The organism is Pseudomonas sp. ANT_J28 (assembly GCF_008370005.1).
Classification (GTDB): Bacteria; Pseudomonadota; Gammaproteobacteria; order Pseudomonadales; family Pseudomonadaceae; genus Aquipseudomonas; species Aquipseudomonas frigoris.
Genome location: NZ_VOBM01000031.1, coordinates 34198 through 61178, shown reverse-complemented (window position 1 = coordinate 61178; position 26981 = coordinate 34198). Strand labels below are relative to the sequence as shown.

The following is a 26981-nucleotide window of genomic DNA, read 5'->3' as shown; positions in this document are numbered from 1 at the left end:
AGCAGCGGCCCACTTTTTAAAGAAGGTGTAGTTGCGATGAAACGTGTAGGTCTGATCGGTTGGCGCGGTATGGTCGGTTCCGTGCTCATGCAGCGGATGCTGGAAGAGCAGGATTTCGATCTTATTGAGCCGGTGTTTTTCACCACTTCCAATGTCGGTGGCCAAGGCCCGTCCGTGGGCAAGGACATTGCTCCGCTCAAGGACGCTTACAGCATTGATGAGCTGAAAACCCTCGACGTGATTCTGACCTGCCAGGGTGGCGACTACACCAGCGAAGTCTTCCCGAAGCTGCGCGAAGCCGGCTGGCAGGGTTACTGGATCGACGCCGCTTCCAGCCTGCGCATGCAGGATGACGCAGTGATCGTGCTGGATCCGGTGAACCGCAAGGTCATCGACCAGCAGCTCGACGCGGGCACCAAGAACTACATCGGCGGCAACTGCACCGTCAGCCTGATGCTGATGGGCCTGGGCGGTCTGTTTGACGCCGGTCTGGTGGAGTGGATGAGCGCCATGACCTATCAGGCGGCCTCCGGTGCCGGCGCGCAGAACATGCGCGAACTGATCAAGCAAATGGGCGCGACCCACGCCGCTGTCGCCGATCAACTGGCCGACCCGGCCAGCGCGATCCTCGACATCGACCGCCGTGTGGCCGAAGCCATGCGTAGCGACGCGTACCCGACCGAAAACTTCGGCGTACCGCTGGCCGGCAGCCTGATCCCGTGGATCGACAAGGAACTGCCAAACGGTCAGAGCCGCGAAGAGTGGAAGGCCCAGGCCGAGACCAACAAGATCCTTGGTCGCTTCAAGAGCCCGATTCCGGTCGATGGTATCTGCGTGCGTATCGGCGCCATGCGCTGCCACAGCCAGGCGCTGACCATCAAACTGAACAAAGATGTGCCGATCGCCGATATCGAAGGGCTGATCAGCCAGCACAACCCTTGGGTCAAACTGGTGCCGAACAGCCGCGAAGCCAGCATTCAGGAACTGAGCCCGACGAAAGTCACCGGCACCCTGAACGTACCGGTTGGCCGTCTGCGCAAGCTGAACATGGGCACGCAGTACGTCGGCGCGTTCACCGTCGGCGACCAACTGCTGTGGGGCGCGGCCGAACCGCTGCGTCGCATGCTGCGGATCCTGCTTGAGCGTTGATCGATTGAAGTAAACAAAGAGCCCGTGCCTTGAAAGAGGTGCGGGTTTTTTGGTTATTGGGCGTCTGTTAAGCCGCCATCGCGAGCAAGCTCGGCTCCTGCAGGAGCGACACCGAACCTGTAGGAACCGAGCTTGCTCGCGATGAGGCCGGCACAGACACTACAAATCCCCGGCAGAAATTGCCTGCATGCCAACCACCCGGTAAAGTGCCGCTCCCCCCGTTTCGCCAGAGGTAGAACCATGAGCCAGTCCTTTGATATCGCCGTGATCGGCGCCACCGGTACTGTCGGCGAAACGCTTGTGCAGATTATCGAGGAGCGCGACTTCCCTGTCGGCAATCTGCACCTGCTCGCCAGCAGCGAATCGGCCGGGCATTCGGTGCCGTTTCGCGGCAAGAACGTGCGGGTGCGGGAGGTCGATGAGTTCGACTTCAGTAAAGTCCAGCTGGTGTTCTTCGCTGCCGGCCCGGCGGTAACCCTGAGTTTCGCTTCGCGTGCCACAGCCGCCGGTTGCTCGCTGATCGACTTGTCCGGCGCCTTGCCGGCTGATCAGGCGCCACAAGTCGTGCCTGAAGCCAATGCGCAGGTACTGGCCGGTTTGAAGAAACCGTTCCAGGTCAGCAGTCCAAGCCCTTCGGCCACCACACTGGCGGTCGTGCTGGCGCCGTTGCTCGGTTTGCTCGATCTGCAACGCATCAATTTGACCGCCAGCCTGGCCGTCTCCGCCCAGGGCCGCGAAGCCGTCACCGAGCTGGCACGGCAAACGGCCGAGCTGCTCAATGTGCGTCCGCTGGAGCCGACCTTCTTCGATCGGCAGATGGCCTTCAACTTGCTGGCGCAAGTGGGCAAGCCAGATGATCAGGGTCACACGCTGCTGGAAAAACGCCTGGTACGCGAGCTGCGTCAGGTCATGGCGCTGCCTTTATTAAAGATTTCCGTCACTTGCATTCAAGCCCCGGTGTTTTTTGGCGATAGCTTTAACGTGACCTTGCAGTCATCGAGCGACATCGACCTGGCAGAAGTCAACGCCGCCCTGGAAGACGCGCCCGGTATCGAGTTGGTGGAAGCCGGCGATTACCCGACGCCGGTAGGCGATGCGGTAGGGCAGGACGTGGTCTACGTTGGTCGGGTTCGCAACGGGATCGACGACCTGTCGGAACTAAATTTGTGGCTGACGTCAGATAACGTACGCAAAGGCGCAGCGCTCAATGCTGTGCAGGTGGCTGAATTGTTGATAAAAGACCTGCTGTAAAAGATACTTGGCAACAATTTGTCGAATGAATCCGGCCGGGCGCTATGCTTGGCCGGACTGCTGAAGGCGGGCTCCCTCCGGGGCTTTGCGTGGCATGAATGAAATGATCGCGCGCGACGACTCTTCGCCGCCGCGCGCAATGCCTTACGGCAGCGACTATCAATACCTTCTCGCTGGCCGAGGAATGTTCAAACAAAGGATGAGGCTATGGTTCAAGTTCGCAAACTGGTGTTAGCAATAGCGGCCGCCTCGGCGCTGTCCTCCGGTATGGCGCATGCCCTCGGGCTTGGGGAATTGACCCTGAAGTCGACGCTGAACCAGCCCCTGGTGGCAGAAATCGAGTTGCTCGACGTCAAGGACCTCACCGCTGCCGAAGTGGTGCCGAGCCTGGCTTCGCCCGCAGATTTCGCCAAGGCCGGTGTCGACCGCCAGGCGTTTCTCAATGACCTGACCTTTACCCCGGTGCTCAACGCCAGCGGCAAAAGCATCCTGCGTGTGACATCCAGCAAGCCACTCTCCGAACCCATGGTGAAATTCCTGGTTCAGGTGATGTGGCCCAACGGTCGTTTGCTGCGCGATTACAGCGTGCTGCTCGATCCGTCCAAATTCTCGCCGCAAACCGCTGATGCGGCTGCGCAGCCTGCACCGACGCAAACCGTCACCGCACCGGTGACCGGTGCCACCAATCCAAGCCAATACACCACCGCGCCGCGCGATACCCTGTGGGAAATCGCTGCGAAGGCGCGCAATGGCGGCTCGGTCCAGCAAACCATGCTGGCCATTCAGGCGTTGAATCCGGATGCCTTTATCGACGGCAACATCAACCGGTTGAAAGCCGGTCAGGTGCTGCGTCTGCCGGATCAGGCCCAGAGCGCCAGCCTGCCCCAACCGAAGGCCGTTGTCGAAGTCTCCGCACAGAACACCGCGTGGCGGCAGGGGCGTCGTTACGTGGCGAAGCCCGGGACCGGACAGCAGCAGCTCGATGCCACCAAACGCGCTCGCGGCGAAGGCCCGTCGTCGCAAACGGCGACAGACAAGCTGAGCCTGGTCTCCGCCGAGTCCGGCAAGGCCGGTGGCAAAGGCGCCAAGGGTGATGCCAAGAATTTGAGCAACAAGCTGGCCGTGACCCAGGAAAGCCTCGACACGACCCGTCGTGACAACGCTGAACTGAAAAGCCGCATGACTGATCTGCAAAGTCAGCTGGACAAGCTGCAACGTTTGATCGAACTGAAGAACAATCAACTGGCCAAGTTGCAGGCTGAAGGCGCGGCGGGTGCGCCGGCACCAGGTGCGACTGCTCCGGCAATGTCAGCCGAACTGGCGGCCAATCCTGCGGCAACAACGCCTGCGGACGCGGCTCCGACTGCACCTGAGGCTGCTGCGCCCGAGGCCACTCCGGCTCCAGTCGAGAAGCCTGTCGAGCCGACGCCGGCAGCATCCGACGATCAGCAATTCAAAGAACTGCTGACCAATCCGTGGCTGCTGGGTCTGGCAGGTGGCGGTGCCGTGGTGGTGCTGTTCCTGCTGCTGTTGCTGGCGCGTCGCCGCAAAGCCCAGCAAGAAGCCGAGAAGCATTTGCGCATGGCCCGTGACTTGGCCGAGGAGCAGGCGTTCTCCGCTGAACTCGACCTGCCAAAAGGCATCTTCGAAGACCTGGACGTGCCGCCGCCGAGCGTGAAGCTCGCTACCGCGCCAACCCCAACTCCACCGCCTGCACCCGCGCCGGCCCCGGTAATTGCTCCGGTTGTGGTAACGCCGCCGATCGCTGCGCCATTGGTTTCGCCTGCTGGCGAGCGCGATGACGACGTATTGAGCAAGGCGCAGTCGCACATTACTGCCGGTCGTCTGAATCAGGCGGCTGCCTTGCTGGAAGACGGGATCAGGCAAGAGCCGCAACGCAGTGACCTGCGCCTCAAGCTGATGGAAGTCTACGGTCAACAAGGCGACCGCGATGCATTCGTTGCCCAGGAACGCCAACTGGTGGCCAACGGTGACAACTTTGCTCAGGTCGAAAAACTCAAGAGCCGCTTCCCGGCCATGGTCATTGCGGTTGCTGGTGGTATCGCAGCCGCTGCGATCGCTGCCGAACTGGACGCGCAATACGTCAAGGATCTGCTGCTGGACGAGCCTGAAGCGCCGGCACCGGCAGTGCCCGATGACTTCGACAATGCCTTTGATTTGAGCCTGGATGATCTGGAATCTGCAGCTCCGGCAGTGGTTGCACCAGAGGCAGAAGCAGAGGCAGAGCCAGAGCCTGATGACTTCGACAGTGCCTTCGATTTGAGCCTCGATGATCTGGAAGCTGCCTCTCCGGCGGTGGTTGCACTAGAACCAGAGCCAGTGCCAGTGTCTGCGGCTGAGCTGGACGAGTTCCCGCTGGACGACGACCTGAGCTTCGAGTCGGTGTTGCAGCAGCAGACCGACATCAAGGAAAACCTCGATGACCTGTCGGACTTCGACCTGGATATGGATCTCGGTGGGGATGCCTCGCCGGCGACCCTGGCCGAAGACGATTTTCTGTTGAGCCTGGATGACGGCGTCAAGGACCTGGATTTACCTGTCGCTGAAGCGCCGGCGGTTCCCGAGGTTGCGCTGGACGATCTGGAGCTGCCAGCCGATTTCGACCTGTCGCTGGCTGACGAAATGAACGTGCCAGACGCTCCGGACGCGTTTGCCGCCGAACTGGATGACGTCAACGCCGAGCTGGATCGTCTGTCCCAGAGTCTTGGCGAGCCGAGCTTCACGGCGGAAGACGCCATGGCCTCCGCAGCTGACGAGCCGGAATTCGACTTCCTTTCCGGCACCGACGAAGTTGCGACCAAACTCGATCTGGCCCAGGCCTACATCGACATGGGCGACGCTGACGGTGCCCGGGACATCCTCAACGAAGTGGTGACCGAGGGTGATGCTGGTCAGAAGAGCGAAGCCAAGGAAATGCTTTCGCGTCTGGCTTGACTGATCGGTAAGGCGTAAACAAAACGGCAGCCCATTGAGGCTGCCGTTTTTGTTTCTGTCCTGGGCGCCGGGCAGGGTACAAAACACACACGCCTCTGGCGTCCCCGTCCGGCGGCCTTATAATGCCCGCCTTTGCGTACATCAGCAGGCTGTCACTCCTTGGCAAATATAGATAATCCGGCCGCCGAAATGGTGGCCGACGGCTTTTTCCGGATCGCGTTGGGCGTTGAATACAAAGGCTCGCGCTATCGCGGCTGGCAGCGCCAGGCTTCCGGCGTGCTCACGGTGCAGGAAACCCTCGAAAAGGCCTTGTCCAAAGTCGCCGATTCGCCCGTGTCGCTGCTCTGCGCCGGGCGTACGGATGCCGGCGTGCATGCGTGCGGTCAGGTGGTGCATTTCGATACCCAGGTTGAGCGTTCGATGAAGGCCTGGGTCATGGGCGCCAACATCAACTTGCCCCACGATGTCAGTGTCAGCTGGGCCAAGGTCATGCCGGCGGATTTTCATGCGCGGTTCAAGGCCATTGCCCGGCGCTATCGCTACGTGATCTACAACGATCAGATCCGCCCGGCGCACCTGAATGAAGAAATCACCTGGAACCACCGTCCGCTGGACGTCGAGCGCATGGCCGAGGCAGCGCAGTACCTGGTCGGCACCCACGACTTCAGCGCTTTCCGTGCCGGCCAGTGTCAGGCCAAGTCGCCGATCAAGGAGCTGCATCACCTGCGCGTCACGCGCCACGGCAAGATGATCGTGCTGGACATCCGCGCCAGCGCCTTCCTGCACCACATGGTGCGCAACATTGCTGGCGTGCTGATGACCATCGGTGCCGGCGAGCGCCCGGTGGAGTGGATGAAAGAAGTGCTGGAGAGCCGCATTCGCCGTTCCGGTGGGGTGACGGCGCATCCGTACGGCCTGTACCTGGTGCAGGTGGAGTACCGCGACGAGTTCGAGTTACCCGAGCGTTACATTGGGCCGCACTTCTTGACCGGCTTCTCGGAACTTGACGGCTGACGCCCTCGAACGCTTTTGTTACCATCCGGGACTTTCTCGGATTTACCTTGGGGTTCTATCGACATGTCAGCCGTTCGCAGCAAGATTTGTGGGATTACCCGCATAGAAGATGCGTTGGCGGCGGTTGAGGCCGGGGCTGATGCGATCGGATTTGTGTTCTACGCCAAAAGCCCCCGGGCCGTGACGTTTCAGCAGGCGCGCTCGATCATCGAGGCGTTGCCGCCGTTCGTGACCACCGTAGGGTTGTTCGTCAACGCCAGCCGCTGCGAGTTGGGGGAAATCCTCGACGCCGTGCCGCTGGACCTGTTGCAGTTCCATGGCGATGAAGCCGCGGCCGAGTGCGAAGGCTGGCACCGTCCGTACATCAAGGCGCTGCGGGTCAAGGCTGGTGACGATATCGCGGCCGCATGCGATGCGTTTCCAGGCGCCAGCGGTATCCTGCTCGACGCCTACGTTGAAGGCGTACCTGGCGGAACCGGTGAAACGTTTGACTGGTCTCTGATACCGCAAGGCTTGAGCAAACCGATCATCCTGGCGGGTGGCTTGACGCCGGACAACGTCGCCGAGGCGGTTGCAAAGGTTCGGCCTTATGCCGTGGACGTCAGCGGCGGGGTGGAGGCGAGCAAGGGCATCAAGGATCACGCAAAGATTCAGGCGTTCATTAAAGCGGTACGCAATAGCTGATGTGACGGCTGGCACACTGCCGCCGTCCCAAAATGCACTGCGCTGCACAAAGCAGGTACGGCTGAGGGTTGATGGGTTGTACGCAGGTCACGCTTCACTGACCCGGCCATTCATTGATCATCGCCACACACACATGAATTTAGCTCAAGGGCATACGCGGGGCTGCGAACCAGAGCGTTCGGGCCGCCGGTACTGGAGAAAGAAAGCATGAGCAACTGGTTAGTAGACAAACTGATCCCTTCGATCATGCGTTCCGAGGTCAAGAAGAGCTCGGTGCCTGAAGGTCTGTGGCACAAATGCCCGTCTTGCGAGGCTGTGCTGTATCGTCCGGAGCTGGAAAAGACCCTGGACGTTTGCCCCAAGTGCAACCACCACATGCGTATCGGCGCACGCGCCCGCATCGATATCTTCCTCGACGCTGAAGGCCGTGCCGAACTGGGCGCGGACCTGGAGCCGGTTGACCGTCTGAAGTTCCGCGACGGCAAGAAGTACAAGGATCGCCTGACCGCTGCGCAGAAGCAGACCGGCGAAAAAGACGCACTGATCTCCATGAGCGGCTCCCTGCTGGGCATGCCGGTAGTGGTTTCGGCCTTCGAATTCTCCTTCATGGGCGGTTCGATGGGCGCCATCGTTGGTGAGCGTTTTGTTCGCGCCGCCAATTACGCGCTGGAAAACCGTTGCCCGATGATCTGCTTCGCCGCTTCTGGCGGTGCACGGATGCAGGAAGCCCTGATCTCCCTGATGCAAATGGCCAAGACCTCTGCGGTGCTGGCGCGTCTGCGTGAAGAAGGCATTCCGTTCATCTCCGTACTGACCGACCCGGTCTACGGCGGTGTTTCCGCCAGTCTGGCGATGCTTGGCGACGTGATTGTCGGTGAGCCGAAAGCCCTGATCGGCTTCGCTGGTCCGCGCGTGATCGAGCAAACCGTGCGTGAGAAACTGCCGGAAGGCTTCCAGCGCAGCGAATTCCTGCTGGAACACGGTGCGATCGACATGATCATTCACCGTCAGGAACTGCGTCCGCGTCTGGGCAATCTGCTGGCACAAATGATGGGCCTGCCAACGCCGAAATTCGTCGCCGCGCCAATCGAGCCAATCGTAGTTCCACCGGTACCTGCCAACATATGACCCAACGTACCCTTGGCGAGTGGCTCGCCTACCTTGAGCAGTTGCACCCTTCGGCCATCGACATGGGCCTGGAGCGCTCGCAACAGGTAGCGTCCCGCATGGGACTGGGCAAGCCGGCGCCTCGGGTGATCACGGTCACCGGCACCAACGGCAAAGGTTCTACCTGCGCATTCGTGGCTTCGTTGCTGCGGGCGCAGGGCCTGAACGTCGGTGTCTACAATTCTCCGCACCTGCTGCGTTACAACGAGCGGGTGCAGGTCAATGGCGTCGAAGCCACTGACGCCGAGCTGTGCGATGCCTTTGCAGCGGTCGAGGCAGGCCGTGGCGACACATCCTTGACGTACTTCGAAATGGGCACCCTGGCGGCGTTCTGGCTGTTTCAACACGCCAGTCTCGATGCAGTGGTGCTGGAAGTCGGGCTGGGCGGGCGTCTGGACACCGTCAATGTGGTCGATGCCGATATGGCGCTGGTCACCAGCATCGGTGTCGATCACTCGGACTACCTGGGCGATACCCGCGAGTCCGTGGCGTTCGAAAAGGCCGGCATCTTCCGCCAGGGCGCGCCTGCGCTCTGTGGCGACCTGAATCCTCCACAACCTCTGCTGGATAAAGCGCGCGAGCTCAATTGCCCGTTTTTCCTGCGTGGGCGCGATTTCGACCTCGGCATCACCGATCACAACTGGCAATGGCGCGGTCTTGACGCTCAGGGGCGAGTGGTCGAGCTGCATGATTTGCCGTTGCTCGATCTGCCGATGGAAAACGCCGCGCTGGCGTTGCAGGCTTACCTGTTGCTCGGGTTGCCTTGGGTGGATGCGCAAATTATTGCTGCGCTGAAAGCCACTCGGGTGGTCGGTCGCCTCGATCGCCGTCAGTTCGATTGGCAGGGCAAGCGTCTGAACCTGTTGCTGGACGTGGGGCATAATCCCCATGCGGCAGAGTATCTGGCTCGGCGTTTGGCCAGCCGTCCACCTGCCGGCAAGCGTCTGGCAGTGTTCGGACTGTTGGCAGACAAGGATCTGGATGGTGTTGTCGGTGAATTGAATGCTAGTGTCCAGCATTGGGCCGTCGCGCCGCTGGATTCACCGCGAGCACGCCCGGTTGCCGATTTGCACGGGGCGTTGCAGAACCTTGGCGCCTCGGTAACGTCCTATGACAGCGTGGCCGCCGCCCTGGAAGGGCAGTGCGCGCTGGCGACCAGCAACGACGAGATTCTGTTGTTCGGATCATTTTATTGTGTCGCCGAGGCCCTCGAATGGCTGGCCCGGCGCTCCACGGAGGAAGCGGCAAATGGCATTGCTGGATAAGGCATACAAACAGCGCATGGTCGGCGCCCTGGTTCTGGTGGCGCTGGCGGTGATTTTCCTGCCGATGCTGTTTTCCCGTCAGGATGAACAGCGTCAAGTGACGGTTGACGCCCCGGCTGCGCCGCAAGCGCCTTCGGTGCCGCAAGTGCAGGTCGAGCCGGTGGTGGTGCCTGAGCCGCAAGCGCTGCCTCAGGAGCCTGTGCCGAGTGATGACGAAATCGCTCAGCAAGAAGCACCGTCGACAGCGATTGCCCCGAGTGTACCGGTGGCGCCTGCGCCTGCCGCCAAACCGGTCGCGCCAGCTCCTGTTCCGGTCGTCAAGCCTGCGACAGCGCCTACTCAACCGATCACGGCCGCACCGGGCAAGCCGGACACGACTCAAAGCCGCGTCGATGCCAATGGCCTGTCGGTCAGTTGGTCGGTGCAACTGGCCAGCCTGTCGAGCCGTGCAAGTGCAGAAAGCCTGCAGAAATCCCTGCGCAGCCAGGGCTACAACGCTTACATTCGTACTGCCGATGGCAAGAATCGGGTGTTTGTCGGGCCGCTGATCGAGCGGGCAGAAGCCGATCGGCTGCGTGACTTGTTGAGCCGCCAGCAGAACCTCAAGGGTTTTGTGGTGCGTTTTCAGCCTGAGCGTGGGTAAAACTATCGCCTCGATTTGAAATGCACTGACAATCGCAGCTTACCGATAGCCATGCGCTCTGCTAAAATGCGCCGCCTTATCCGTCTGTAGGCTGCACTGTGCCATTTACCTGGGTTGACTGGGCGATCGTTGCAATCGTCGCCATCTCCGCATTGATCAGTCTGAGCCGCGGCTTCGTCAAAGAAGCACTATCGCTGGTGACCTGGATCATCGCAGGAGTCGTCGCCTGGATGTTCGGTGGTTCATTGTCCGAGTACCTCGCCGGATACATCCAAACGCCGTCGGCCCGTGTGATCACGGGCTGTGCCATCATGTTTGTCGCCACGTTAATCGTAGGCGCAATGATCAATTATCTTATCGGCGAATTGGTTCGCGTCACCGGGCTATCCGGGACCGATCGATTCCTCGGCATGGCCTTCGGCGCCGCGCGTGGCGTGTTGCTGGTGGTCGTGGCGGTCGGGCTGTTGAGCCTGGGGCCGGTACAGCAGGACGGGTGGTGGCAAGAGTCACAGCTCGTGCCAAAATTTCTATTGGTCGCAGATTGGTCCAAAAACCTGATTCTCGGGTGGAGCAGTCAGTGGCTTGCCAGCGGTATCAGCGTACCCGTTGAGATACCGTTCAAGGAGCACCTCTTGCCGATGGCCAAAACGCCTCAGTGAGTTGTGTTCAGTTCAGATCCATTAAGTAGGGGTTGCGTCGCATGTGTGGCATCGTCGGTATCGTCGGTAAGTCGAACGTCAATCAGGCGCTGTATGACGCGCTAACCGTCCTCCAGCACCGCGGCCAGGACGCTGCCGGTATCGTGACCAGCCATGATGGCCGGTTATTCCTGCGCAAGGACAATGGCCTGGTGCGTGACGTGTTCCATCAACGTCACATGCAGCGCCTGGTCGGCCACATGGGTATTGGCCATGTGCGTTACCCGACCGCGGGCAGTTCGACTTCGGCCGAAGCCCAACCGTTTTACGTCAACTCGCCTTACGGCATCACCCTGGCGCACAACGGTAACCTGACCAACGTTGAACAGCTGGCCAAGGAGATTTACGAATCTGACCTGCGCCACGTCAACACCAATTCCGATTCGGAAGTGCTGCTCAACGTGTTCGCGCACGAACTGGCCCAGCGCGGCAAGTTGCAGCCAACCGAAGAAGACGTGTTCGCGGCCGTCACTGACGTGCACAACCGTTGCGTCGGTGGTTACGCGGTCGTGGCGATGGTGACCGGTTACGGCATCGTCGGTTTCCGTGACCCGCACGGCATCCGCCCGATCGTCTTCGGTCAGCGTCACACCGACGAAGGCGTCGAGTACATGATCGCTTCCGAAAGCGTTTCCCTGGACGTACTCGGTTTCACCCTGATTCGCGACCTGGCGCCGGGCGAAGCGGTCTACATCACTGAAGACGGCAAGCTGCACACCCGTCAGTGCGCGACCAACCCGTCCCTGACCCCGTGCATCTTCGAACACGTGTACCTGGCGCGTCCGGACTCGATCATCGACGGCGTTTCGGTCTATAAGGCCCGTCTGCGCATGGGCGAGAAGCTCGCCGAGAAGATTCTGCGCGAGCGTCCGGAACACGACATCGACGTGGTTATCCCGATTCCGGACACCAGCCGCACCGCGGCCCTGGAACTGGCGAACCACTTGGGCGTCAAGTTCCGCGAAGGCTTCGTGAAGAACCGCTACATCGGCCGGACCTTCATCATGCCGGGCCAGGCTGCACGGAAAAAATCCGTACGCCAGAAGCTCAACGCCATCGAGCTGGAATTCCGCGGCAAGAACGTGATGCTGGTGGACGACTCCATCGTTCGCGGCACCACCTGCAAGCAGATCATCCAGATGGCCCGCGAAGCCGGCGCCAAAAACGTCTACTTCTGCTCCGCGGCACCGGCCGTTCGTTACCCGAACGTTTACGGCATCGACATGCCGAGCGCTCACGAGTTGATCGCGCACAACCGTTCGACCCAGGACGTGGCTGATCTGATCGGCGCTGACTGGTTGATCTATCAGGACTTGCCTGACTTGATCGAAGCAGTCGGTGGCGGCAAGATCAAGATCGAGAAGTTCGATTGCGCGGTGTTCGACGGCCAGTACGTCACCGGCGACGTCGACGAGGCTTACCTGAACAAGATCGAGCAGGCACGTAACGATGCCTCCAAGGTCAAGACGCAGGCAGTCAGCGCGATCATCGATCTGTATAACAACTGAGTATCTACCGGCCCTGAGGGGCCGGTTTTGTATCTACTTAAAAGAGCAAGGCAAGGAGTGACAGCATGAGTCAGGATTGGGATGCCGGTCGGCTGGACAGCGACCTCGAAGGCGTAGCGTTCGACACCCTGGCCGTACGCGCCGGTCAGCACCGCACGCCGGAAGGCGAACACGGTGATCCGATGTTCTTCACTTCTAGCTACGTATTCCGTACCGCCGCCGACGCGGCCGCACGTTTTGCTGGTGAGGTGCCGGGCAACGTTTACTCGCGCTACACCAACCCGACCGTGCGTGCGTTCGAAGAGCGCATTGCCGCGCTGGAAAGCGCCGAGCAAGCCGTGGCCACGGCGACCGGCATGGCCGCGATCATGGCGGTGGTGATGAGCCTGTGCAGCGCCGGCGATCACGTACTGGTGTCGCGTAGCGTGTTCGGTTCGACCATCAGTCTGTTCGAGAAGTACTTCAAGCGCTTCGGCATCGAAGTCGATTACGTGCCTCTGGCGGACTTGTCCGGCTGGGATGCGGCGATCAAGGCCAATACCAAATTGCTATTCGTCGAATCGCCGTCCAATCCACTGGCTGAGCTGGTGGACATCGCCGAGCTGTCGAAAGTCGCTCACGCCAAAGGCGCGATGCTGGTGGTCGACAACTGCTTCTGCACCCCAGCGTTGCAGCAGCCGCTGAAGATGGGTGCGGACATCGTCGTGCACTCGGCGACCAAGTTCATCGACGGCCAGGGCCGTTGCATGGGCGGTGTTGTGGCCGGTCGCAGCGAGCAGATGAAAGAAGTCGTCGGTTTCCTGCGGACTGCCGGGCCGACCCTGAGCCCGTTCAACGCCTGGATCTTCCTCAAGGGCCTGGAAACCTTGAGCTTGCGCATGAAGGCTCACTGCGCCAATGCCCAGCAACTGGCCGAATGGCTGGAGCAGCAGGAAGGTATCGAGAAAGTCCATTACGCCGGTCTCAAAAGCCATCCGCAGCACGAGTTGGCCCTGCGCCAGCAGAAAGGCTTTGGAGCGGTCGTGAGTTTCGAGGTCAAGGGCGGCAAAGAGGGCGCCTGGCGCTTTATCGATGCGACCCGTCTGATTTCCATCACCGCCAACCTCGGCGACAGCAAGACCACCATTACGCACCCGAGCACCACCTCTCACGGCCGTCTGGCGCCGCAAGAGCGTGAAGCAGCGGGCATTCGCGACAGCCTGATCCGCATCGCGGTCGGTCTGGAAGACGTGGCCGACCTGCAAGCCGATCTGGCACGCGGGTTGGCTGCCTTGTGATCGAGTTGTCCACGCCGACCATCGGCACCAATGGCCGCGTCGCACTGGTCACGGGTGCTGCGCGGGGCATTGGTCTGGGGATCTCGGCCTGGCTGATCAGCGAAGGCTGGCAGGTGGTGCTGACTGATCTTGATCGAGTACGCGGTTCGAAAGTGGCGAAGGTGCTCGGCGACAACGCCTGGTTCATCGCCATGGACGTCTCGAACGAAGGGCAGGTGGCATTGGGTGTCGCCGAAGTGCTGGGGCAGTTCGGGCGTCTGGATGCGCTGGTGTGCAACGCGGCGGTTGCCGATCCGCACAACATCACCCTTGAAAGCCTTGATCTGGCGTACTGGAATCGGGTGCTGGCAGTGAATCTCAGTGGGCCGATGCTGTTGGCCAAGCACTGCGCGCCGTACCTGCGTGCTCACAGCGGCGCGATCGTCAACCTGGCCTCGACCCGCGCCGGGCAGTCGGAACCCGACACCGAGGCTTATGCGGCGAGCAAGGGCGGCCTGTTGGCCCTGACTCATGCCTTGGCGATCAGCCTCGGACCGGAAGTTCGCGTCAATGCGGTCAGCCCGGGCTGGATCGATGCGCGAGATCCCTCCGCACGTCGTGCCGAACCGCTGACCGATGCCGACCATGCCCAGCATCCGGCGGGCAGGGTAGGGACGGTCGAGGACGTGGCGGCGATGGTCGCCTGGCTGCTGTCGAAGAACGCCGGGTTTGTCACGGGCCAGGAGTTCGTGGTCGATGGCGGCATGACCAAGAAGATGATTTACAGCGAGTAATAGGGTGGGGCGCTGTCTCCGGCATTGATGTTGAATGTGCCGCCGTCTTAGCGAGCAAGTCGAATCGTCGCACCGCCGCTCCCACAGTTGATTTTCGTCGAGCACAGAACTGATGCTCACTGCAGAACTCCTGTGGGAGCGGGCTTGCTCGCGAAAGCGGTCTGACAGCGTAAGACACGATTTTGTCTTTTTCAGAAAAACTTCAAGCGGGGTATTGACTTAGCTTCGGTACCTGCGTAAATTTCGCGGCCTCGGAGATGCAAACGGGTGATTAGCTCAGCTGGGAGAGCGTCTGCCTTACAAGCAGAATGTCGGCGGTTCGATCCCGTCATCACCCACCACTTCCGAGAGTCTTGCGAAAGCAAGATGGAAGCTTTTAAAAGCCTCCACCGACGCGCAGCGGTAGTTCAGTCGGTTAGAATACCGGCCTGTCACGCCGGGGGTCGCGGGTTCGAGTCCCGTCCGCTGCGCCATATTTTCCGAGTCAGAATTTATTCTGGTTCGAGATTGAAAGCCTCGAAGCTATCAGTCAGACGAGTTACTTGGACGCAAGTCCAAAGCGATACGCAGCGGTAGTTCAGTCGGTTAGAATACCGGCCTGTCACGCCGGGGGTCGCGGGTTCGAGTCCCGTCCGCTGCGCCATATCTGCCTCAAGGCCCGCTGAACGCCTTGGAGCTACGAAGAAGCCGTTGGCTGCTTCGAGTCGATAGCAAAGACCCTGGTCGAAAGGCCGGGGTTTTTTGTGTCTGCGATTTGGCTTTTCTCTCCTGGTTCCCGCAACCATGGGTATTCGCATCTGCCGACCAAATGCGGCCGTGTGTCGAATTCTTACTCATCTCGAACATTCCCTTCAATAACGCTCAGCCCCGATTAACCGGTGGCTGCGTGGCAAAAACACTTGTCTTTCATTTGCGTATTAAAGTTTTTCCTGGGGGCAAAACGCACAAAGCGCTTGGTTTGAAGTCTTAACACTGACTGGAATGAGTCGCATTTAAAGTATTTCTTCGCGCAGGGTTCCTTTCAGGACGGTCGCGTGCAGCATCTACTGAAATCCGCAGCCATCGTCGATCTTGGTGCCACAGGGCTGATGGCCAACCCCACGGCGTCCATCCGAACCTGGTACATCGAGGGCCATGAGTTTTTCATCAAGGGCTCGCTGAACGTGCGCATCACCAACTGCGTCAGGAAAAACGCCTGGTACGAATTGGAAAGCGCACTGATAATCGACCGAGTCTTTCGTAACCTCCAACTGACCCGACCCGAAACCCTTGGCGGGCTCTCGGTGGTGGCCGAGCCGGGCAATCTGAGCTGGGCGCCGCAACAGGCCAGCGAAGCCGATAACCACTGATTCCGCGAACAAGCCGGGGCGATCCTGCGGGAAAGTTTCTGCCTCGATACCGGCACCGACTGCATCATCATGGCCGGTACGCTGTTCGCTCGTGGCCTGCATTTGCCGCCATTGGTGCATGAGGTCCTGAGCCGGTTCAACGGCAATGACATCGACGATCAAACGCTGTTGAGCTGGTTCGACGACTATCAGACGCTACTGCTACGGCCGGTGCTGACGCTGTTCTTCCATCACGGCATCGTCATGGAGCCGCACTTGCAGAACAGCGTGCTGGTGCATAACAACGGTCGTCCACAACGCTTGCTGATGCGGGATTTCGAAGGGGGCAAACTGGCCGATGAACTGGGTGCTTCCCGGATCGACGCAGATGTTCATCCACGGGTGCGTGAGTCGCTGCTCTATTCCCGCCAGCAAGGCTGGAATCGCATCGTCTCCGCGCCGAATTGACCCGCGCTGCGCCAGAGTTGGACGCACTGATCGCCGGTCAGCCGATAGCCTGCAAAACCAACCTGAAAGTCCGCCTGGCAGCCAAGGCTGATCGCCAGGCTGGCTACGTCACGCTAGTGTCCCCGTGGGGCAAGAAGGCCAAGCATGGATAAGCTGCCCGCAACGGTTGTGGTCGCGATCGACGAAGCCCGTACACAACAAGAAGATCCGCTGGCGCTGTTCATCTATGACCTTGACGCGCTGAAACAGCACGTGACGCAAGTGATGGCAGCGCTGCCCGAAGGCGTAGAGCTTTACTACGCGATCAAGGCCAACAGCGAACCGCAAATCCTCGCCACCGTCGCGCCGTTGGTGCACGGGTTCGAGATTTCCTCCGGCGACGAGATCGATCGTCTCCAGGCCTTCCCGACGCGCAAGCCATTCATCTTCTCCGGCCCCGGCAAACTGGACTCCGATCTGCGTTCGGCGCTGCAACATCAGGTCGAAGCGATTCACATTGAAAGTCTGAATGAAATCGTCCGTTTGCAGCGGCTGGCATTGGAAGCGGGGCGCGTGCAAGACGTATTGCTGCGAATCAACCCCGAACTGCCGTCGCCGCTCTCCAGCAAACTGGCGATGGCCGGCACAGCCACACCGTTCGGGATCGATGAGTCGGAACTGGCTCAGGCTGTCAGTTGGGTCGATAACGCCAGCCACCTGCGGCTCAAGGGTTTCCATGTGCATGCGATGTCCCATCAGTCGCTGGTGGAACGCCATGAACAATTGCTTGATCTGTACCTGCTGCGCTGGCCGCAATGGAAAGCGTTGTCGGCCGATCCCGCGGCGATCACCCACCTCAATGTGGGCGGTGGCATTGGCGTCAATTACCTTGGGCCGCAGCAATTTGATTGGCAGCGCTTGTGTACGCATTTGGGGCAGAGCCTTGCAGCGTGTGCCGATGCGCCCATCGTGCGCTTTGAGCCCGGTCGTTTCATCAGCGCCTTCTGCGGCTACCAGCCTGAACAACAGCTCGCTGAATCCGGCGTTGCCGGCATTCATGGAGGCCTTTCAGATCGGCCCGCTGTTGGCCACCTGGATTGTGGCGGCGTTCATGGTGAGCATGGGCATGACCATGCCCCTCACCAGTTTTCTCAGCCAGCGGATGGGGCGCAAATCCCTGTATTTGTGGGGCGTGGCGTTGTTTGTCTGCGGTTCGCTGCCGGGGGGCGTTGGCCAATTCCATCGCGCTGGTGATTGCCGCACGCGTGGTGCAAGGCATCGCCAGCGGGCTGATGATTCCGCTGTCGCTGGCGATCATTTTTTCGGTGTACGTCAAGGGCGAGCGGGGCAGGGGACCGGCCTGTGGGGCGCGGCGGTCATGCTTGTGCCGGCATTGGGGCCCTTGTGCGGGAACCTGATGCTGGAGTGGTTCAGTTGGCGCTCGCTGATCCTTGGCGTCGGCGTGCTGCCTGCTTCCGAAGCATCGGAACGCAAACCTTTCGACCGGTCGCGTTCGTGCGACTGGAACTGAACCGGACTTCGCCGCTGCTCAACCTGCGCATCTTTGCCCTGCGCGGTTATCGCTTGAACGTGATCATCGCCGTGGTGCAGTCGGTCGGCATGTTCGAATGCCTGGTCCTGCTGCCGCTGCCGCTGCCGGTGCAAGTGGTGATGGGCTACAGCGCTATCTGGACCGGCCTGTCGCTGCTGTGCACGGCGATGTTCGCCAGCCTGTTCGGGCATCTCGGCGGCAAGTGGCTGGACCGCCACGGCCCGCGTGGCATGGTGCTCTGAGGCCTTGTTATGAGTGAGCCGGGCGACGTGTTGGTGATCGAATGTGTGGGCGACGAGGAGTGTGGGTGCTGGGGCGAACTGCGCACCCTGGCCGGGCTGATCAAAGGGTTGGCCGGGGTGGTGGTGTCAATCAGTCGATCAGTGTGGGCGGGGCTCAGGTGCAGCCGGGGGACCTGGCCATTGGCGATGATGACGGTGTCTTCATCCTCGATGCCCGGCGTGCGGCCAAGCTACTTCCCGAACTCTCGGCCAAAGGGGAAATGGACCAGCAGCGCAGGGCCGAATTCTTGCAGAGGCTCAATCAGCGAAGGGACTGACGTCCCGAATTGAAATGAAAAGGGGCAACTGTGCAGTTGCCCCTTTTTTTCGTCTATCGGTCAGAAGCCGAATTTGTCCCGCAATCCGTAATACCAGGCGCCCAACGCAGCGAACGGTGTACGCAGCAGTTGTCCGCCGGGAAACGGGTAGTGGGGCAGGTCGGCAAATGCGTCGAAACGCTCAGCCTGGCCACGTAATGCTTCGGCCAACACTTTGCCCGCCAGGTGCGTATACGTCACGCCATGGCCGCTGCAACCCTGGGAATAGTAGATGTTGTCGCCCAAGCGTCCGACCTGAGGAAGTCGCGATAAGGTCAGCAGGAAATTGCCGGTCCAGGCGTAATCGATCTTCACGTCCTTGAGCTGCGGGAAGGCCTTGAGCATCTTCGGCCGAATAATCGCCTCGATGTTCGCCGGATCCCGCGCGCCGTACACCACGCCACCGCCGAAGACCAGGCGCTTGTCGCCGGTCAACCGGTAGTAGTCGAGCAGGTAGTTGCAGTCCTCGACGCAGTAATCCTGCGGCAACAGGCTCTTGGCCAATGCGTCGCCCAGCGGTTCGGTGGTGATCACCTGAGTCCCGCAGGGCATCGATTTGGCGGCCAGTTCCGGCACCAGATTGCCGAGATACGCATTGCCCGCAATGATGATGAACTTGGCCCTGACCTTGCCCTGAGGCGTATGCACCACCGGATTCGCGCCGCGCTCGATGCGCACCGCCGGCGATTGCTCATAAATGGTGCCGCCCAGCGACTCGACAGCTTCCGCTTCGCCCAACACCAGGTTCAGCGGATGAATGTGCCCGCCGCTCATGTCGAGCATGCCGCCGATGTACTGATCGCAAGCGACCACTTCACGGATGCGACGCTGATCCATCAATTCAAGTTGCGTGTGACCGAACCGCTCCCACAGACGCTTCTGGGATTCCAGATGGCCCATCTGCTTGGCGGTAATGGCGGCGAATACACCACCGTCCTTCAAGTCGCACTGGATATTATATTTGGCAATCCGCTCACGAATGATCTGGCCACCTTCGAACGCCATCTGCCCCAGCAACTGAGCCTGCTTGGGCCCGACACTGCGCTCGATCACATCAATGTCGCGGCTATAACTGTTAACGATCTGGCCACCGTTACGCCCCGACGCACCAAAGCCTGCCCTCGCGGCCTCAAGCACCGTGACCCGGAAACCGTTTTCCAGCAGAAACAGGGCAGAGGACAGGCCGGTGTAACCGGCACCGATTACACAGACATCAGTCTCTACGTCATCCTGCAAGGCCGGGCGCGGCGGAACCGCATTGGCCGATGCGGCGTAATAGGATTCCGGGTAGGGGGTGTTCGCCATCCTGCAGCCTCTGTTTAATATATTTTACGAGTGCCCCGATCCTACCCGAGTTAAAAAACCGCCGCCAGCCACCGCAAAATCTTCTTTGCAGTCGCAAAATTAAATATTTTGCATATTCATAGGGTTAGCTCGAAAAAAGGTGTTGACACCCCTCCGGAATTCCGTAGAATGCCGCCACACAGCAGGCACGTAGCTCAGTTGGTTAGAGCACCACCTTGACATGGTGGGGGTCGTTGGTTCGAGTCCAATCGCGCCTACCAAACAAAATCCGCTCTGCTGGGCGGTCTAGAAGGGCTCACCGAGAGGTGGGCCCTTTTTTGTTGCCTGCGATTTGCAAAACCCCCCACTCAAAACGCCAACTCGGCGCCCACCTCTTTTGGATTTGGCGTGCTGTATCTGACCTGTGAATCATTGAGCGGCCTCACGGTCATATCGCTGACCTTTGCATTCAGGACGTTCAAATGAAGCGTGCAGTAATAATGTTCATGGCCATTTCAGGCTCTCTCCTGCTGGGAGGCTGCGGGCCTCACTGGGACGACGGAGAAAGGTACGGTCGAGATCGTGATCGAGGTCATGATTACCGTCGTGAATACGACCGAGGTTATGACGATGATCGCAGATATGATCGTCGTGACGATGATCAGGGGTATGAACGCAATCACGGTCGTGATCGTGATCGTGACGATAGAGACGACTGAACGCGCTGGCCATCGGCTATCGAGAAACGGCGGTGACAGACTCTCCTCGGGCCGGTCAATAATCGCCTGGTTTGCCTATTAGATTCAGCGGCACGGATTGCCAGTGATTCAGGCGTAAGATAGCGGTGCTACCTCATCAAAAGGAGCCGCATATGATCGCCGACCAAATGAACCAGCAGGTATCTGAGGACAGAGCTGTTTGGGATCAATACTTCTGTGCTGCGTTGATTGCGGAAAGCAATTTGACGGCACCGGTTGTAGGAGGGGCTACTCATGAAGACAGGCAGAACCTGTTGATTGAAAGGGCCAAAGCTCTCGCCGACAAGATGATGGAAAACAGAAAATAACCAGAGCCCAGCCATCGCGCTGGGCTCTTCACATCTGGATTTCGGCATCGGTGCAGCGCTTGCTGCCAGGCATGGCAGGGTGCGTGGGTTTGATCACCGTTAGGATTGAGAACCTCAAGTGCCATCCAGCGTTTTCAAAAATCCCCGGATGTGCCTGGCCACCTCTTCAGGTGCAACCTGAAGCAGGAAGTGCGGTGCTTCGATTTCAATTATTCGTGTATCACGATGCATTGAAGAGACAAGCGCGGACGCTGTCCCTGGAACCACCCAATCATGCTTAGCGCGAAGGTAAATAGTCGGTACGCTGCCGAATGTGCTGCATAGCACGAGTCCCGCCTGTCGGGGCAGTTGCCTGGCGCTCAGAGAAATAGCGATCGGTCCCGAGAAGGACTCACCCAGCAGCACGAATGGTCGGTCGGTTGGCAGCGACTCTAGAACCAGCAACTCCAACGCTGTGTAAGTCAGCGGAGTATTAGAGGGGTAGGTGATGACTAGTGTGTCAAATTCGCGCTCCATGATGGATGCAAAGGCTGCGAACAAGCCACCTGTTCCATCCATTCCAGGTAGCAGGACCAGCGTGAGTGTTGAGCGATAAATGTATTCCGTACTTACCTGCGAATCGTTGGCGTCGGCCAGCGTTATAGCCAGTGCTATCGCCGGCCTAATGGAAGGCCCGCAGCGCAAGACGATGCTGGTGCTGCAACAGGTGATCATGATGGGTGAGTTAGCGGTCAATCGCGTACTGATAACCAAAAGCCTGGGTAGTCACTGTAACGAGGGGATTGCCCCCTCGTTACAAATGTTGCATGAAGAGCATGAATCACTACTGGCGTGGTTCATCTCAACAACGTCGGACCTGCGTGGTAGGTCCAACCAACTAAAACCAATCTTACCTGGCGTTCAACTTCTTCAATTCTTCATAAGTCGCCGACTGTACAAACCAGAAGCCGGAGATGATGCACCACGTCAGGGTGCCGGTAATGAAAACGCCTGCCCCGGACCAGAAGCCCTGAACGAAGATCATGACCACTGCGGCGATCCAGATAACGGCCAGTGCGACGTACAGAACTACGTTGTTTACGCCAATTACGAACTCTTTCACGTCTATTCCCTTTTCAATGATTATCCTCTGGCTCCTTACGCAAGGGCCAGTGGGCGGCATGATAGGGAGATAGCTGGCCGTTCGCCAGTCATGTCACCCTGAGCAGGCATGCTTCGAAAAAATCGCCCTCAGCCTGTGGGTGCCTGGCAGGCAGATTTCCAGATTTTGGACTACTACTGACAAGCCCATTTCCTTATCCCTGTCAGGAGCACCCCTATGCTGTCTCACTGGTTTCTTGCGGCGATCCACCTCTTGGCAGTTGCCTTGGGTCTCTGGGCGGTGCTCACCCGAGGGGCGGCGTTAAGCCGCCTGGCCGACGGTGCGGCGCAGGTTCGCAGCGTGCTGGTTGCCGATAACGTATGGGGCGTCTGTGCGGGTATTTTGCTGATTACAGGTTTGATGCGGGCCTTTGGTGGGTACGAAAAAGGCACCGACTATTACCTTCATCATCCGTTGTTCCACCTGAAGATGACGCTGTTCGTGATCATTCTGCTGCTTGAAGTGGCACCAATGATCACCTTGATCAAGTGGCGTATCGCCTTGGGCAGGGGCGCTTCGATTGACCAGGGCCGAGCCAGGCTGTTTGCACGCATCAGCCATATCGAAGCGCTGTTGTTGATGTTGATGGTGATTGCGGCCACCGGCATGGCGCGCGGTGTGACCTTCGGCTAATAACGGCGTGATTCGTCGGGGTTAAAGCGAATAATCTGACAGTCACGGCTTGGCCGAAGCCGGTAGTATCGGCTTCACGTAATGGGGGGAGGAGGCGAGTGCTCAGCAAAATGCCGAGCATGAATCTTTAGCCAGCCATTGCGCTGTAACGAACGGGCTGGCTACTGACTGCAACAGGATTCAGGGAGTCTGCGGTTTGTCTGGAGCGGTGAGGCCAGCCTGAATGCGCTGATAGATTTCTTCGCGATGAACCGCAACGTCTTTCGGGGCATTGATGCCAATTCTGACTTGCTGGCCGCTAACGCCCAGAATGGTGATCGTAATGTCATCACCAATATTTATGCTTTCACCGACTTTGCGGGTGAGTATCAGCATGGTCTTCTCCTTGATTGCTTTGTAGGGCACCTGATTCGGACAGTGCAGAGGTCGGTGGTATGTATAGATTAGTGCGAAGTCTCACGGTTTGGGTGCCTCTTTCTGACGCGCAGATGCTGCATTAATTCCCAAGGCGTAACTATACAGAGGCCGCAACCATCATTCTCGTTGTTTTGAGCCCATTTTGCGGCACTCGGGAAGTATTCATGGATGCTAAAATCGCCGCTTTAAGCATTCTGAGGGAAGCGTTGTGCGCAAAATGGTCTTGGTAATCGCGGTACTGGCGCTGGCGGGATGCGGTGAGGGCAAGAATGTTGACGCGCAAAAACCGCAACCGGCAGCTGCGACTACAGCCTCGGTGGTATCCGCACCACAATGGGATCTCGAAGTTCGAGGCGAAACACCTCAGGCGGTCAGCGATTTGAGCGGCTGGCTGATTGAGCACAGTTTCGTTTCCAATATCGTCAAGGAAAATGGAAAGACCCGGATTCTGCTCGGGCCATTCAGTTCGAAAGCCGAGGCCGAGGCCAAACAGACAGAAGTGCGCGCGGCGCTCACCCGGGCGAAGAAACAGAACATCGAATTGCTGGTTGTCGAACATCCAGTGGCCCAGTAACGGTCTTTTCCTGGGAGCTTTCGACGGAACGCCTTAAAGGGGATCCACACTGACTCGTTTCTAGACGTAGTCACTGTCGATTCCCAGTAGGAGTTCCCCCATGGCCTCCGCCACCCCTTACAAAATATTCGATGCAGTCCTGCGGCACAAAAAGGCGCTGAGTCCTCATTTGATGCGCGTCACTCTGGCCGGTCCGATGGTTACCGAAATGGCGACCTGGGCGCCGAGGACGGCGACGAAGATCTGCGTCTGGCGGATCTCGCCGGTTCGCCGATCAATGACCGGCACGGTCTGGCCGGCGTAATCAACGAACAGCTTCTCGCCGGCACGGTGTTCCTGGCGCATGACCACATCGATCTTGGCGGCCCAGAGGCGGTAATGCTCGCAGAACCAGCTGTATTGGAAGCCTTGCGGATGTGTGAGCCGATACTCGTGGAATCAGTGTCCAAGTGGCCGTGGAATGAGTGTCCAAGTCAGCGTGGAATCGCTGTCCAAGTGTTCGTGGACTGGGTGTCCAAGTGCGCATGGAATCCCCACCATCGGGGCGAAGCGCCGGAATCTACGTCCTAGCAAGTCACGGCGATGCCCGACCTCGAGGAGTATCCAGAGACCATATTTACAGGTTTGCTTTCAAAAAAAGCGGCGGTCGTGATCGGCGGTCGGAAGATGGGTGGAGTCATACCTTCCGAAAAGCCGGTAACGATTCAGGGCGATTTTGTTGAACATCCAGTCTCGCATGGTTGCTGGGACAACCGTTGCAACTGGTAGCCAGCGCCTCGGGGCGTCCAGGTGACCCAAAATCCCGAACATCGCCTCACCCCAGCAGCGACGAAAGCAAACACATGCAAAACGATGCCGATGAACCTTGCCTGGTAGTCATACGCCGGGCCTGGAGTCAGAGCAAAATCGTCACCTATGTGCGGCTGGTTGATCCGTTCACTCGCTATCGACAGGGCAGTCGCCTGCCAGTGAATGGGCGCACAGGGACAGATGACTGTCAGGCTATGTTCGTGTCGCAAACGCTTCAATCAGCGGTATTCCCGGCACCATCCAGCCTTCATCACGCTTCCTGAAGCAGTCGACCAGATAAATGGCTGATTGATTGCCTATGCCTGTCTGTACAAGTATGTATTTGCGCGTTAGAGTCGACCACGCGTCTCGACACGTTTATCCGCAAATTGGGGTCTGTGTGTGTTCTGTGTAACGACACACGTGCTCCATAACTGTACTCGTGCGCCACAAGCGCTTCTGTTGGTTCTTAGGAATAAAAACAATGAAAAAATCTATTTTGACCCTTTCAGTATTGGCTCTATGCGTGGCTGCTGGCTCTGCCCTGGCCAAGGAGTACAAGGAGTTGCGCTTTGGTGTCGACCCCTCTTATGCGCCCTTCGAATCCAAGGCCGCCGACGGTAGCCTGGTGGGCTTTGATATTGATCTGGGTAACGCGATTTGCGCTGAACTGAAGGTCAAGTGCAAGTGGGTAGAAAGCGATTTCGACGGCATGATCCCCGGCCTAAAGGCCAACAAATTCGACGGCGTGATTTCTGCCATGACCGTGACCTCATCGCGGGAAAAAGTCATCGATTTCTCCAGCGAATTGTTTTCGGTGCCCACGTCGTTCGTGTTCAAGAAGGGCTCTGGCCTAAGCGAAGACCTCAAGACGCTGGCTGGCAAGACCGTGGGCTATGAACAAGGCACCACCGAGGAGGCCTACGCCAAGGCCGTGCTGAACAAGGCCGGGATCAAGACCCAGGCCTATTCCAATCAAGACCAAGTTTATTCTGACTTGGTGACTGGTCGCCTCGACGCCTCAATTCAGAACATGCTGCAAGCTGAAATGGGTTTCCTGAAGTCCCCGCAAGGCGCCGACTTTGAAGTCAGTAAGCCAGTCGATCACGAGCTGCTGCCAGCGAAAACGGCGATGGGTCTCCTCAAAGGCAGCGCCGAGCTCAAAACCCTGGTGGACAAAGGTATAAAGGCGCTGCACGACGACGGCACCTACGCGGCCATCCAAAAGAAACACTTCGGTGATCAGAATATTTACAGCGGCAAATAACGACGCTGCGCCCATTCGCGGATGGGCGTTTTCCTGATTTACGAAGGGCTCCCCAATGTTAGAAAACATATTGCAGATGCTGGGGCTGTCAGGCTTCAGTCTCAAGGGCTTCGGCCCACTGTTGCTGCAAGGCTCCTGGATGACTGTCAAGTTGTCCTTCCTTTGCTTGCTGCTAAGCGTGGTCTTGGGCCTGATCGGTGCCAGTGCCAAGCTTTCAAAGTCGGCACTGTTGCGCGTCCCCGCGCAGGCTTACACCACGCTGATCCGTGGAGTGCCGGATCTGGTTCTGATGCTGCTGATCTTCTACAGCCTGCAAACCTGGCTGACCAATCTGACCGCAGCCATGGGTTGGGATTACATTGAGATCAATCCATTCAGTGCCGGTGTGATAACTCTAGGCTTTATCTATGGGGCGTATTTCACCGAGACTTTCCGTGGCGCGATCCTCGCTGTGCCCCGTGGCCAGATGGAGGCAGCCACTTCTTACGGCCTGACCCGTGCCCAGCGTTTCCGCTTCGTGCTGTTCCCGCAAATGATGCGTTATGCTTTGCCGGGTGTTGGCAATAACTGGATGGTCATTCTCAAGGCCACCGCTCTGGTCTCGATCATTGGCCTGGCCGACTTGGTCAAGGTGGCTCAGGACGCGGGCAAGAGCTCCTATCAACTGTTCTTTTTCCTGGTGCTGGCTGCCTTGATTTATCTGGTCATCACCACCGCATCGAACTACGTCTTGCGCCGGCTGGAAATCTTCTACGCCGCAGGCACTCGGGAGGCCGTGCGATGATCGAGCTACTGCAGGAATACTGGAAACCCTTCCTCTATAACGATGGCTACCACATCACCGGGTTGGCGATGACGCTGTGGCTGCTCAGTGCCTCGCTCTTCTTCGGTTTCGTGATGTCGGTTCCGTTGTCGATTGCCAGGGTTTCGACCTGCGTTTGGGTGCGCTGGCCGGTGCAGTTCTATACCTATTTGTTCCGTGGCACGCCACTGTATATACAGCTGCTGATCTGCTACACCGGCATTTACAGCATCGCAGCGGTGCGATCCCAGCCCATGCTCGACGCATTCTTCCGCGATGCATTGAACTGCACCATCCTGGCCTTCGCCCTGAACACTTGCGCGTACACCACAGAAATCTTCGCTGGGGCGATCCGTAACATGAATCACGGTGAGGTCGAAGCAGCCAAGGCTTTCGGACTGCGCGGCTGGAAGTTATATGCCTACATCATCATGCCGTCTGCACTGCGTCGCTCGCTGCCGAACTACAGCAACGAAGTGATACTGATGCTGCACTCGACCACCGTAGCGTTCACCGCCACTGTGCCGGACATCCTCAAGGTCGCAAGGGACGCCAACTCGGCAACGTTCCTGACCTTCCAGTCGTTCGGTATCGCCGCAGCGATTTACCTCGCAGTCACTTTCTCTCTGGTCGGCCTGTTCCGTCTGGCTGAACGCCGCTGGCTGTCTTTCCTCGGCCCGGCTCATTAATTCAGGATGT

At 59.0% G+C, this 26981-nt stretch carries 24 protein-coding genes, 4 tRNA genes and 6 pseudogenes; 28 read left to right on the top strand and 6 right to left on the bottom strand.

The window, feature by feature from the left end; all coding sequences use genetic code 11:
- The first annotated feature begins 36 nt into the window (after positions 1 to 36).
- The 19 genes and pseudogenes from asd (at position 37) to FQ187_RS20785 (ending at position 18270) form a co-directional block, all read left to right on the top strand.
- Positions 37 to 1149 (top strand): aspartate-semialdehyde dehydrogenase, encoded by a 1113-nt coding sequence (asd, locus tag FQ187_RS20875; protein WP_129443014.1) that lies wholly within the window; start codon positions 37 to 39, stop codon positions 1147 to 1149.
- 240 nt (positions 1150 to 1389) lie between these two features.
- Positions 1390 to 2400, top strand: a complete 1011-nt coding sequence (locus FQ187_RS20870; protein WP_149630913.1) for an aspartate-semialdehyde dehydrogenase — start codon at positions 1390 to 1392, stop codon at positions 2398 to 2400.
- A 207-nt stretch (positions 2401 to 2607) separates the two neighbouring features.
- Positions 2608 to 5355, top strand: a complete 2748-nt coding sequence (locus FQ187_RS20865) for a FimV/HubP family polar landmark protein (RefSeq protein ID WP_149630912.1) — start codon at positions 2608 to 2610, stop codon at positions 5353 to 5355.
- 189 nt (positions 5356 to 5544) lie between these two features.
- A complete protein-coding gene (gene truA, locus FQ187_RS20860; RefSeq protein ID WP_149630924.1) occupies positions 5545 to 6369 on the top strand; it encodes a tRNA pseudouridine(38-40) synthase TruA in 825 nt (274 codons plus the stop codon).
- Positions 6370 to 6432: 63 nt separating this feature from the next.
- Positions 6433 to 7053: a phosphoribosylanthranilate isomerase gene (locus FQ187_RS20855; protein ID WP_149630911.1), complete on the top strand. Its 621-nt coding sequence runs from the start codon at positions 6433 to 6435 to the stop codon at positions 7051 to 7053.
- Between the two features lie 207 nt (positions 7054 to 7260).
- Positions 7261 to 8181, top strand: a complete 921-nt coding sequence (gene accD, locus FQ187_RS20850; protein ID WP_033061847.1) for an acetyl-CoA carboxylase, carboxyltransferase subunit beta — start codon at positions 7261 to 7263, stop codon at positions 8179 to 8181.
- Positions 8178 to 9485, top strand: a complete 1308-nt coding sequence (gene folC, locus FQ187_RS20845) for a bifunctional tetrahydrofolate synthase/dihydrofolate synthase (protein WP_149630910.1) — start codon at positions 8178 to 8180, stop codon at positions 9483 to 9485. Before accD ends, folC begins: the two co-directional genes overlap by 4 nt.
- On the top strand, positions 9469 to 10128 hold the full coding sequence (locus tag FQ187_RS20840; RefSeq protein ID WP_149630909.1) for an SPOR domain-containing protein: 660 nt from the start codon (positions 9469 to 9471) through the stop codon (positions 10126 to 10128). Before folC ends, FQ187_RS20840 begins: the two co-directional genes overlap by 17 nt.
- A gap of 98 nt (positions 10129 to 10226) precedes the next feature.
- A complete protein-coding gene (locus FQ187_RS20835; RefSeq protein ID WP_149630908.1) occupies positions 10227 to 10787 on the top strand; it encodes a CvpA family protein in 561 nt (186 codons plus the stop codon).
- Positions 10788 to 10828: 41 nt separating this feature from the next.
- The gene (gene purF / locus FQ187_RS20830) at positions 10829 to 12334 is read left to right on the top strand and encodes an amidophosphoribosyltransferase (RefSeq protein WP_010456022.1); all 1506 of its coding nucleotides are present in this window, start codon (positions 10829 to 10831) and stop codon (positions 12332 to 12334) included.
- A 65-nt stretch (positions 12335 to 12399) separates the two neighbouring features.
- A complete protein-coding gene (locus FQ187_RS20825; RefSeq protein ID WP_149630907.1) occupies positions 12400 to 13611 on the top strand; it encodes an O-succinylhomoserine sulfhydrylase in 1212 nt (403 codons plus the stop codon).
- Complete coding sequence (locus FQ187_RS20820; RefSeq protein ID WP_149630906.1) at positions 13608 to 14384, top strand: SDR family oxidoreductase; 777 nt, start codon at positions 13608 to 13610, stop codon at positions 14382 to 14384. Before FQ187_RS20825 ends, FQ187_RS20820 begins: the two co-directional genes overlap by 4 nt.
- A 265-nt stretch (positions 14385 to 14649) precedes the next feature.
- Positions 14650 to 14725, top strand: a tRNA-Val gene (locus tag FQ187_RS20815).
- Between the two features lie 55 nt (positions 14726 to 14780).
- Positions 14781 to 14857: transfer RNA gene (locus FQ187_RS20810), tRNA-Asp, on the top strand.
- A gap of 93 nt (positions 14858 to 14950) precedes the next feature.
- Positions 14951 to 15027, top strand: a tRNA-Asp gene (locus FQ187_RS20805).
- Positions 15028 to 15391: 364 nt separating this feature from the next.
- Positions 15392 to 16332, top strand: a pseudogene (locus tag FQ187_RS20800) (IucA/IucC family protein); the annotation flags it as partial.
- A pseudogene (locus tag FQ187_RS20795) lies at positions 16325 to 17177 on the top strand (alanine racemase); the annotation flags it as partial. The pseudogenes FQ187_RS20800 and FQ187_RS20795, both read left to right, overlap by 8 nt.
- Positions 17118 to 17947 (top strand): annotated as a pseudogene (locus FQ187_RS30775) (MFS transporter); the annotation flags it as partial. The pseudogenes FQ187_RS20795 and FQ187_RS30775, both read left to right, overlap by 60 nt.
- A 71-nt stretch (positions 17948 to 18018) precedes the next feature.
- Entirely contained in the window at positions 18019 to 18270 is a 252-nt protein-coding gene (locus FQ187_RS20785; protein WP_178122741.1) for a hypothetical protein, read from the top strand.
- A gap of 60 nt (positions 18271 to 18330) precedes the next feature.
- On the opposite strand, the gene FQ187_RS20780 is transcribed toward FQ187_RS20785, so the two are convergent.
- The gene (locus FQ187_RS20780; RefSeq protein ID WP_149630904.1) at positions 18331 to 19614 is read right to left on the bottom strand and encodes an FAD-binding oxidoreductase; all 1284 of its coding nucleotides are present in this window, start codon (positions 19612 to 19614) and stop codon (positions 18331 to 18333) included.
- Between the two features lie 183 nt (positions 19615 to 19797).
- On the opposite strand from FQ187_RS20780, the gene FQ187_RS20775 reads away from it, so the two are divergent.
- From FQ187_RS20775 to FQ187_RS20765, 3 genes are all read left to right on the top strand, one after another.
- Positions 19798 to 19874, top strand: a tRNA-Val gene (locus FQ187_RS20775).
- Positions 19875 to 20175: 301 nt separating this feature from the next.
- Positions 20176 to 20394, top strand: coding sequence for a hypothetical protein (locus tag FQ187_RS30000; protein ID WP_178122740.1), 219 nt, complete (start codon positions 20176 to 20178; stop codon positions 20392 to 20394).
- A 70-nt stretch (positions 20395 to 20464) separates the two neighbouring features.
- Positions 20465 to 20659: a hypothetical protein gene (locus tag FQ187_RS20765; protein ID WP_149630902.1), complete on the top strand. Its 195-nt coding sequence runs from the start codon at positions 20465 to 20467 to the stop codon at positions 20657 to 20659.
- A 114-nt stretch (positions 20660 to 20773) separates the two neighbouring features.
- Here FQ187_RS20765 and FQ187_RS20760 read toward each other — a convergent pair whose 3' ends face one another.
- Positions 20774 to 21199, bottom strand: coding sequence for an alpha/beta fold hydrolase (locus FQ187_RS20760; RefSeq protein WP_256667387.1), 426 nt, complete (start codon positions 21197 to 21199; stop codon positions 20774 to 20776).
- Positions 21200 to 21272: 73 nt separating this feature from the next.
- Between FQ187_RS20760 and FQ187_RS30945 the strand changes: the two are divergent.
- Positions 21273 to 21404: pseudogene (locus FQ187_RS30945) on the top strand (DUF6124 family protein); the annotation flags it as partial.
- Between the two features lie 144 nt (positions 21405 to 21548).
- Here the strand turns inward: FQ187_RS30945 and FQ187_RS20755 are convergent.
- Entirely contained in the window at positions 21549 to 21761 is a 213-nt protein-coding gene (locus FQ187_RS20755) for a hypothetical protein (protein WP_033061943.1), read from the bottom strand.
- Between the two features lie 216 nt (positions 21762 to 21977).
- On the opposite strand from FQ187_RS20755, the gene FQ187_RS20750 reads away from it, so the two are divergent.
- Positions 21978 to 22433: a DUF2214 family protein gene (locus FQ187_RS20750; RefSeq protein WP_149630901.1), complete on the top strand. Its 456-nt coding sequence runs from the start codon at positions 21978 to 21980 to the stop codon at positions 22431 to 22433.
- Positions 22434 to 22613: 180 nt separating this feature from the next.
- On the opposite strand, the gene csrA is transcribed toward FQ187_RS20750, so the two are convergent.
- On the bottom strand, positions 22614 to 22808 hold the full coding sequence (gene csrA / locus FQ187_RS20745) for a carbon storage regulator CsrA (RefSeq protein WP_007938114.1): 195 nt from the start codon (positions 22806 to 22808) through the stop codon (positions 22614 to 22616).
- A gap of 250 nt (positions 22809 to 23058) precedes the next feature.
- Here csrA and FQ187_RS20740 point away from each other — a divergent pair, with 250 nt between their 5' ends.
- Complete coding sequence (locus tag FQ187_RS20740) at positions 23059 to 23424, top strand: SPOR domain-containing protein (protein ID WP_149630900.1); 366 nt, start codon at positions 23059 to 23061, stop codon at positions 23422 to 23424.
- Between the two features lie 219 nt (positions 23425 to 23643).
- Here the strand turns inward: FQ187_RS20740 and FQ187_RS20730 are convergent.
- Together FQ187_RS20730 and FQ187_RS30480 are read right to left on the bottom strand one after the other, a co-directional pair.
- Positions 23644 to 23862: pseudogene (locus FQ187_RS20730) on the bottom strand (IS21 family transposase); the annotation flags it as partial.
- Between the two features lie 192 nt (positions 23863 to 24054).
- Positions 24055 to 24240: pseudogene (locus FQ187_RS30480) on the bottom strand (thiol-disulfide oxidoreductase); the annotation flags it as partial.
- A 457-nt stretch (positions 24241 to 24697) separates the two neighbouring features.
- On the opposite strand from FQ187_RS30480, the gene FQ187_RS20715 reads away from it, so the two are divergent.
- From FQ187_RS20715 to FQ187_RS20705, 3 genes are read left to right on the top strand one after another with little or no spacing between them, the layout of a single operon-like run.
- On the top strand, positions 24698 to 25480 hold the full coding sequence (locus FQ187_RS20715; RefSeq protein WP_149630922.1) for a transporter substrate-binding domain-containing protein: 783 nt from the start codon (positions 24698 to 24700) through the stop codon (positions 25478 to 25480).
- A 55-nt stretch (positions 25481 to 25535) separates the two neighbouring features.
- Entirely contained in the window at positions 25536 to 26264 is a 729-nt protein-coding gene (locus FQ187_RS20710; protein ID WP_149630898.1) for an ABC transporter permease, read from the top strand.
- Positions 26261 to 26971 (top strand): ABC transporter permease, encoded by a 711-nt coding sequence (locus tag FQ187_RS20705; RefSeq protein WP_149630897.1) that lies wholly within the window; start codon positions 26261 to 26263, stop codon positions 26969 to 26971. The genes FQ187_RS20710 and FQ187_RS20705 overlap by 4 nt, the downstream gene beginning before the upstream one ends.
- Positions 26972 to 26981: the final 10 nt, after the last annotated feature.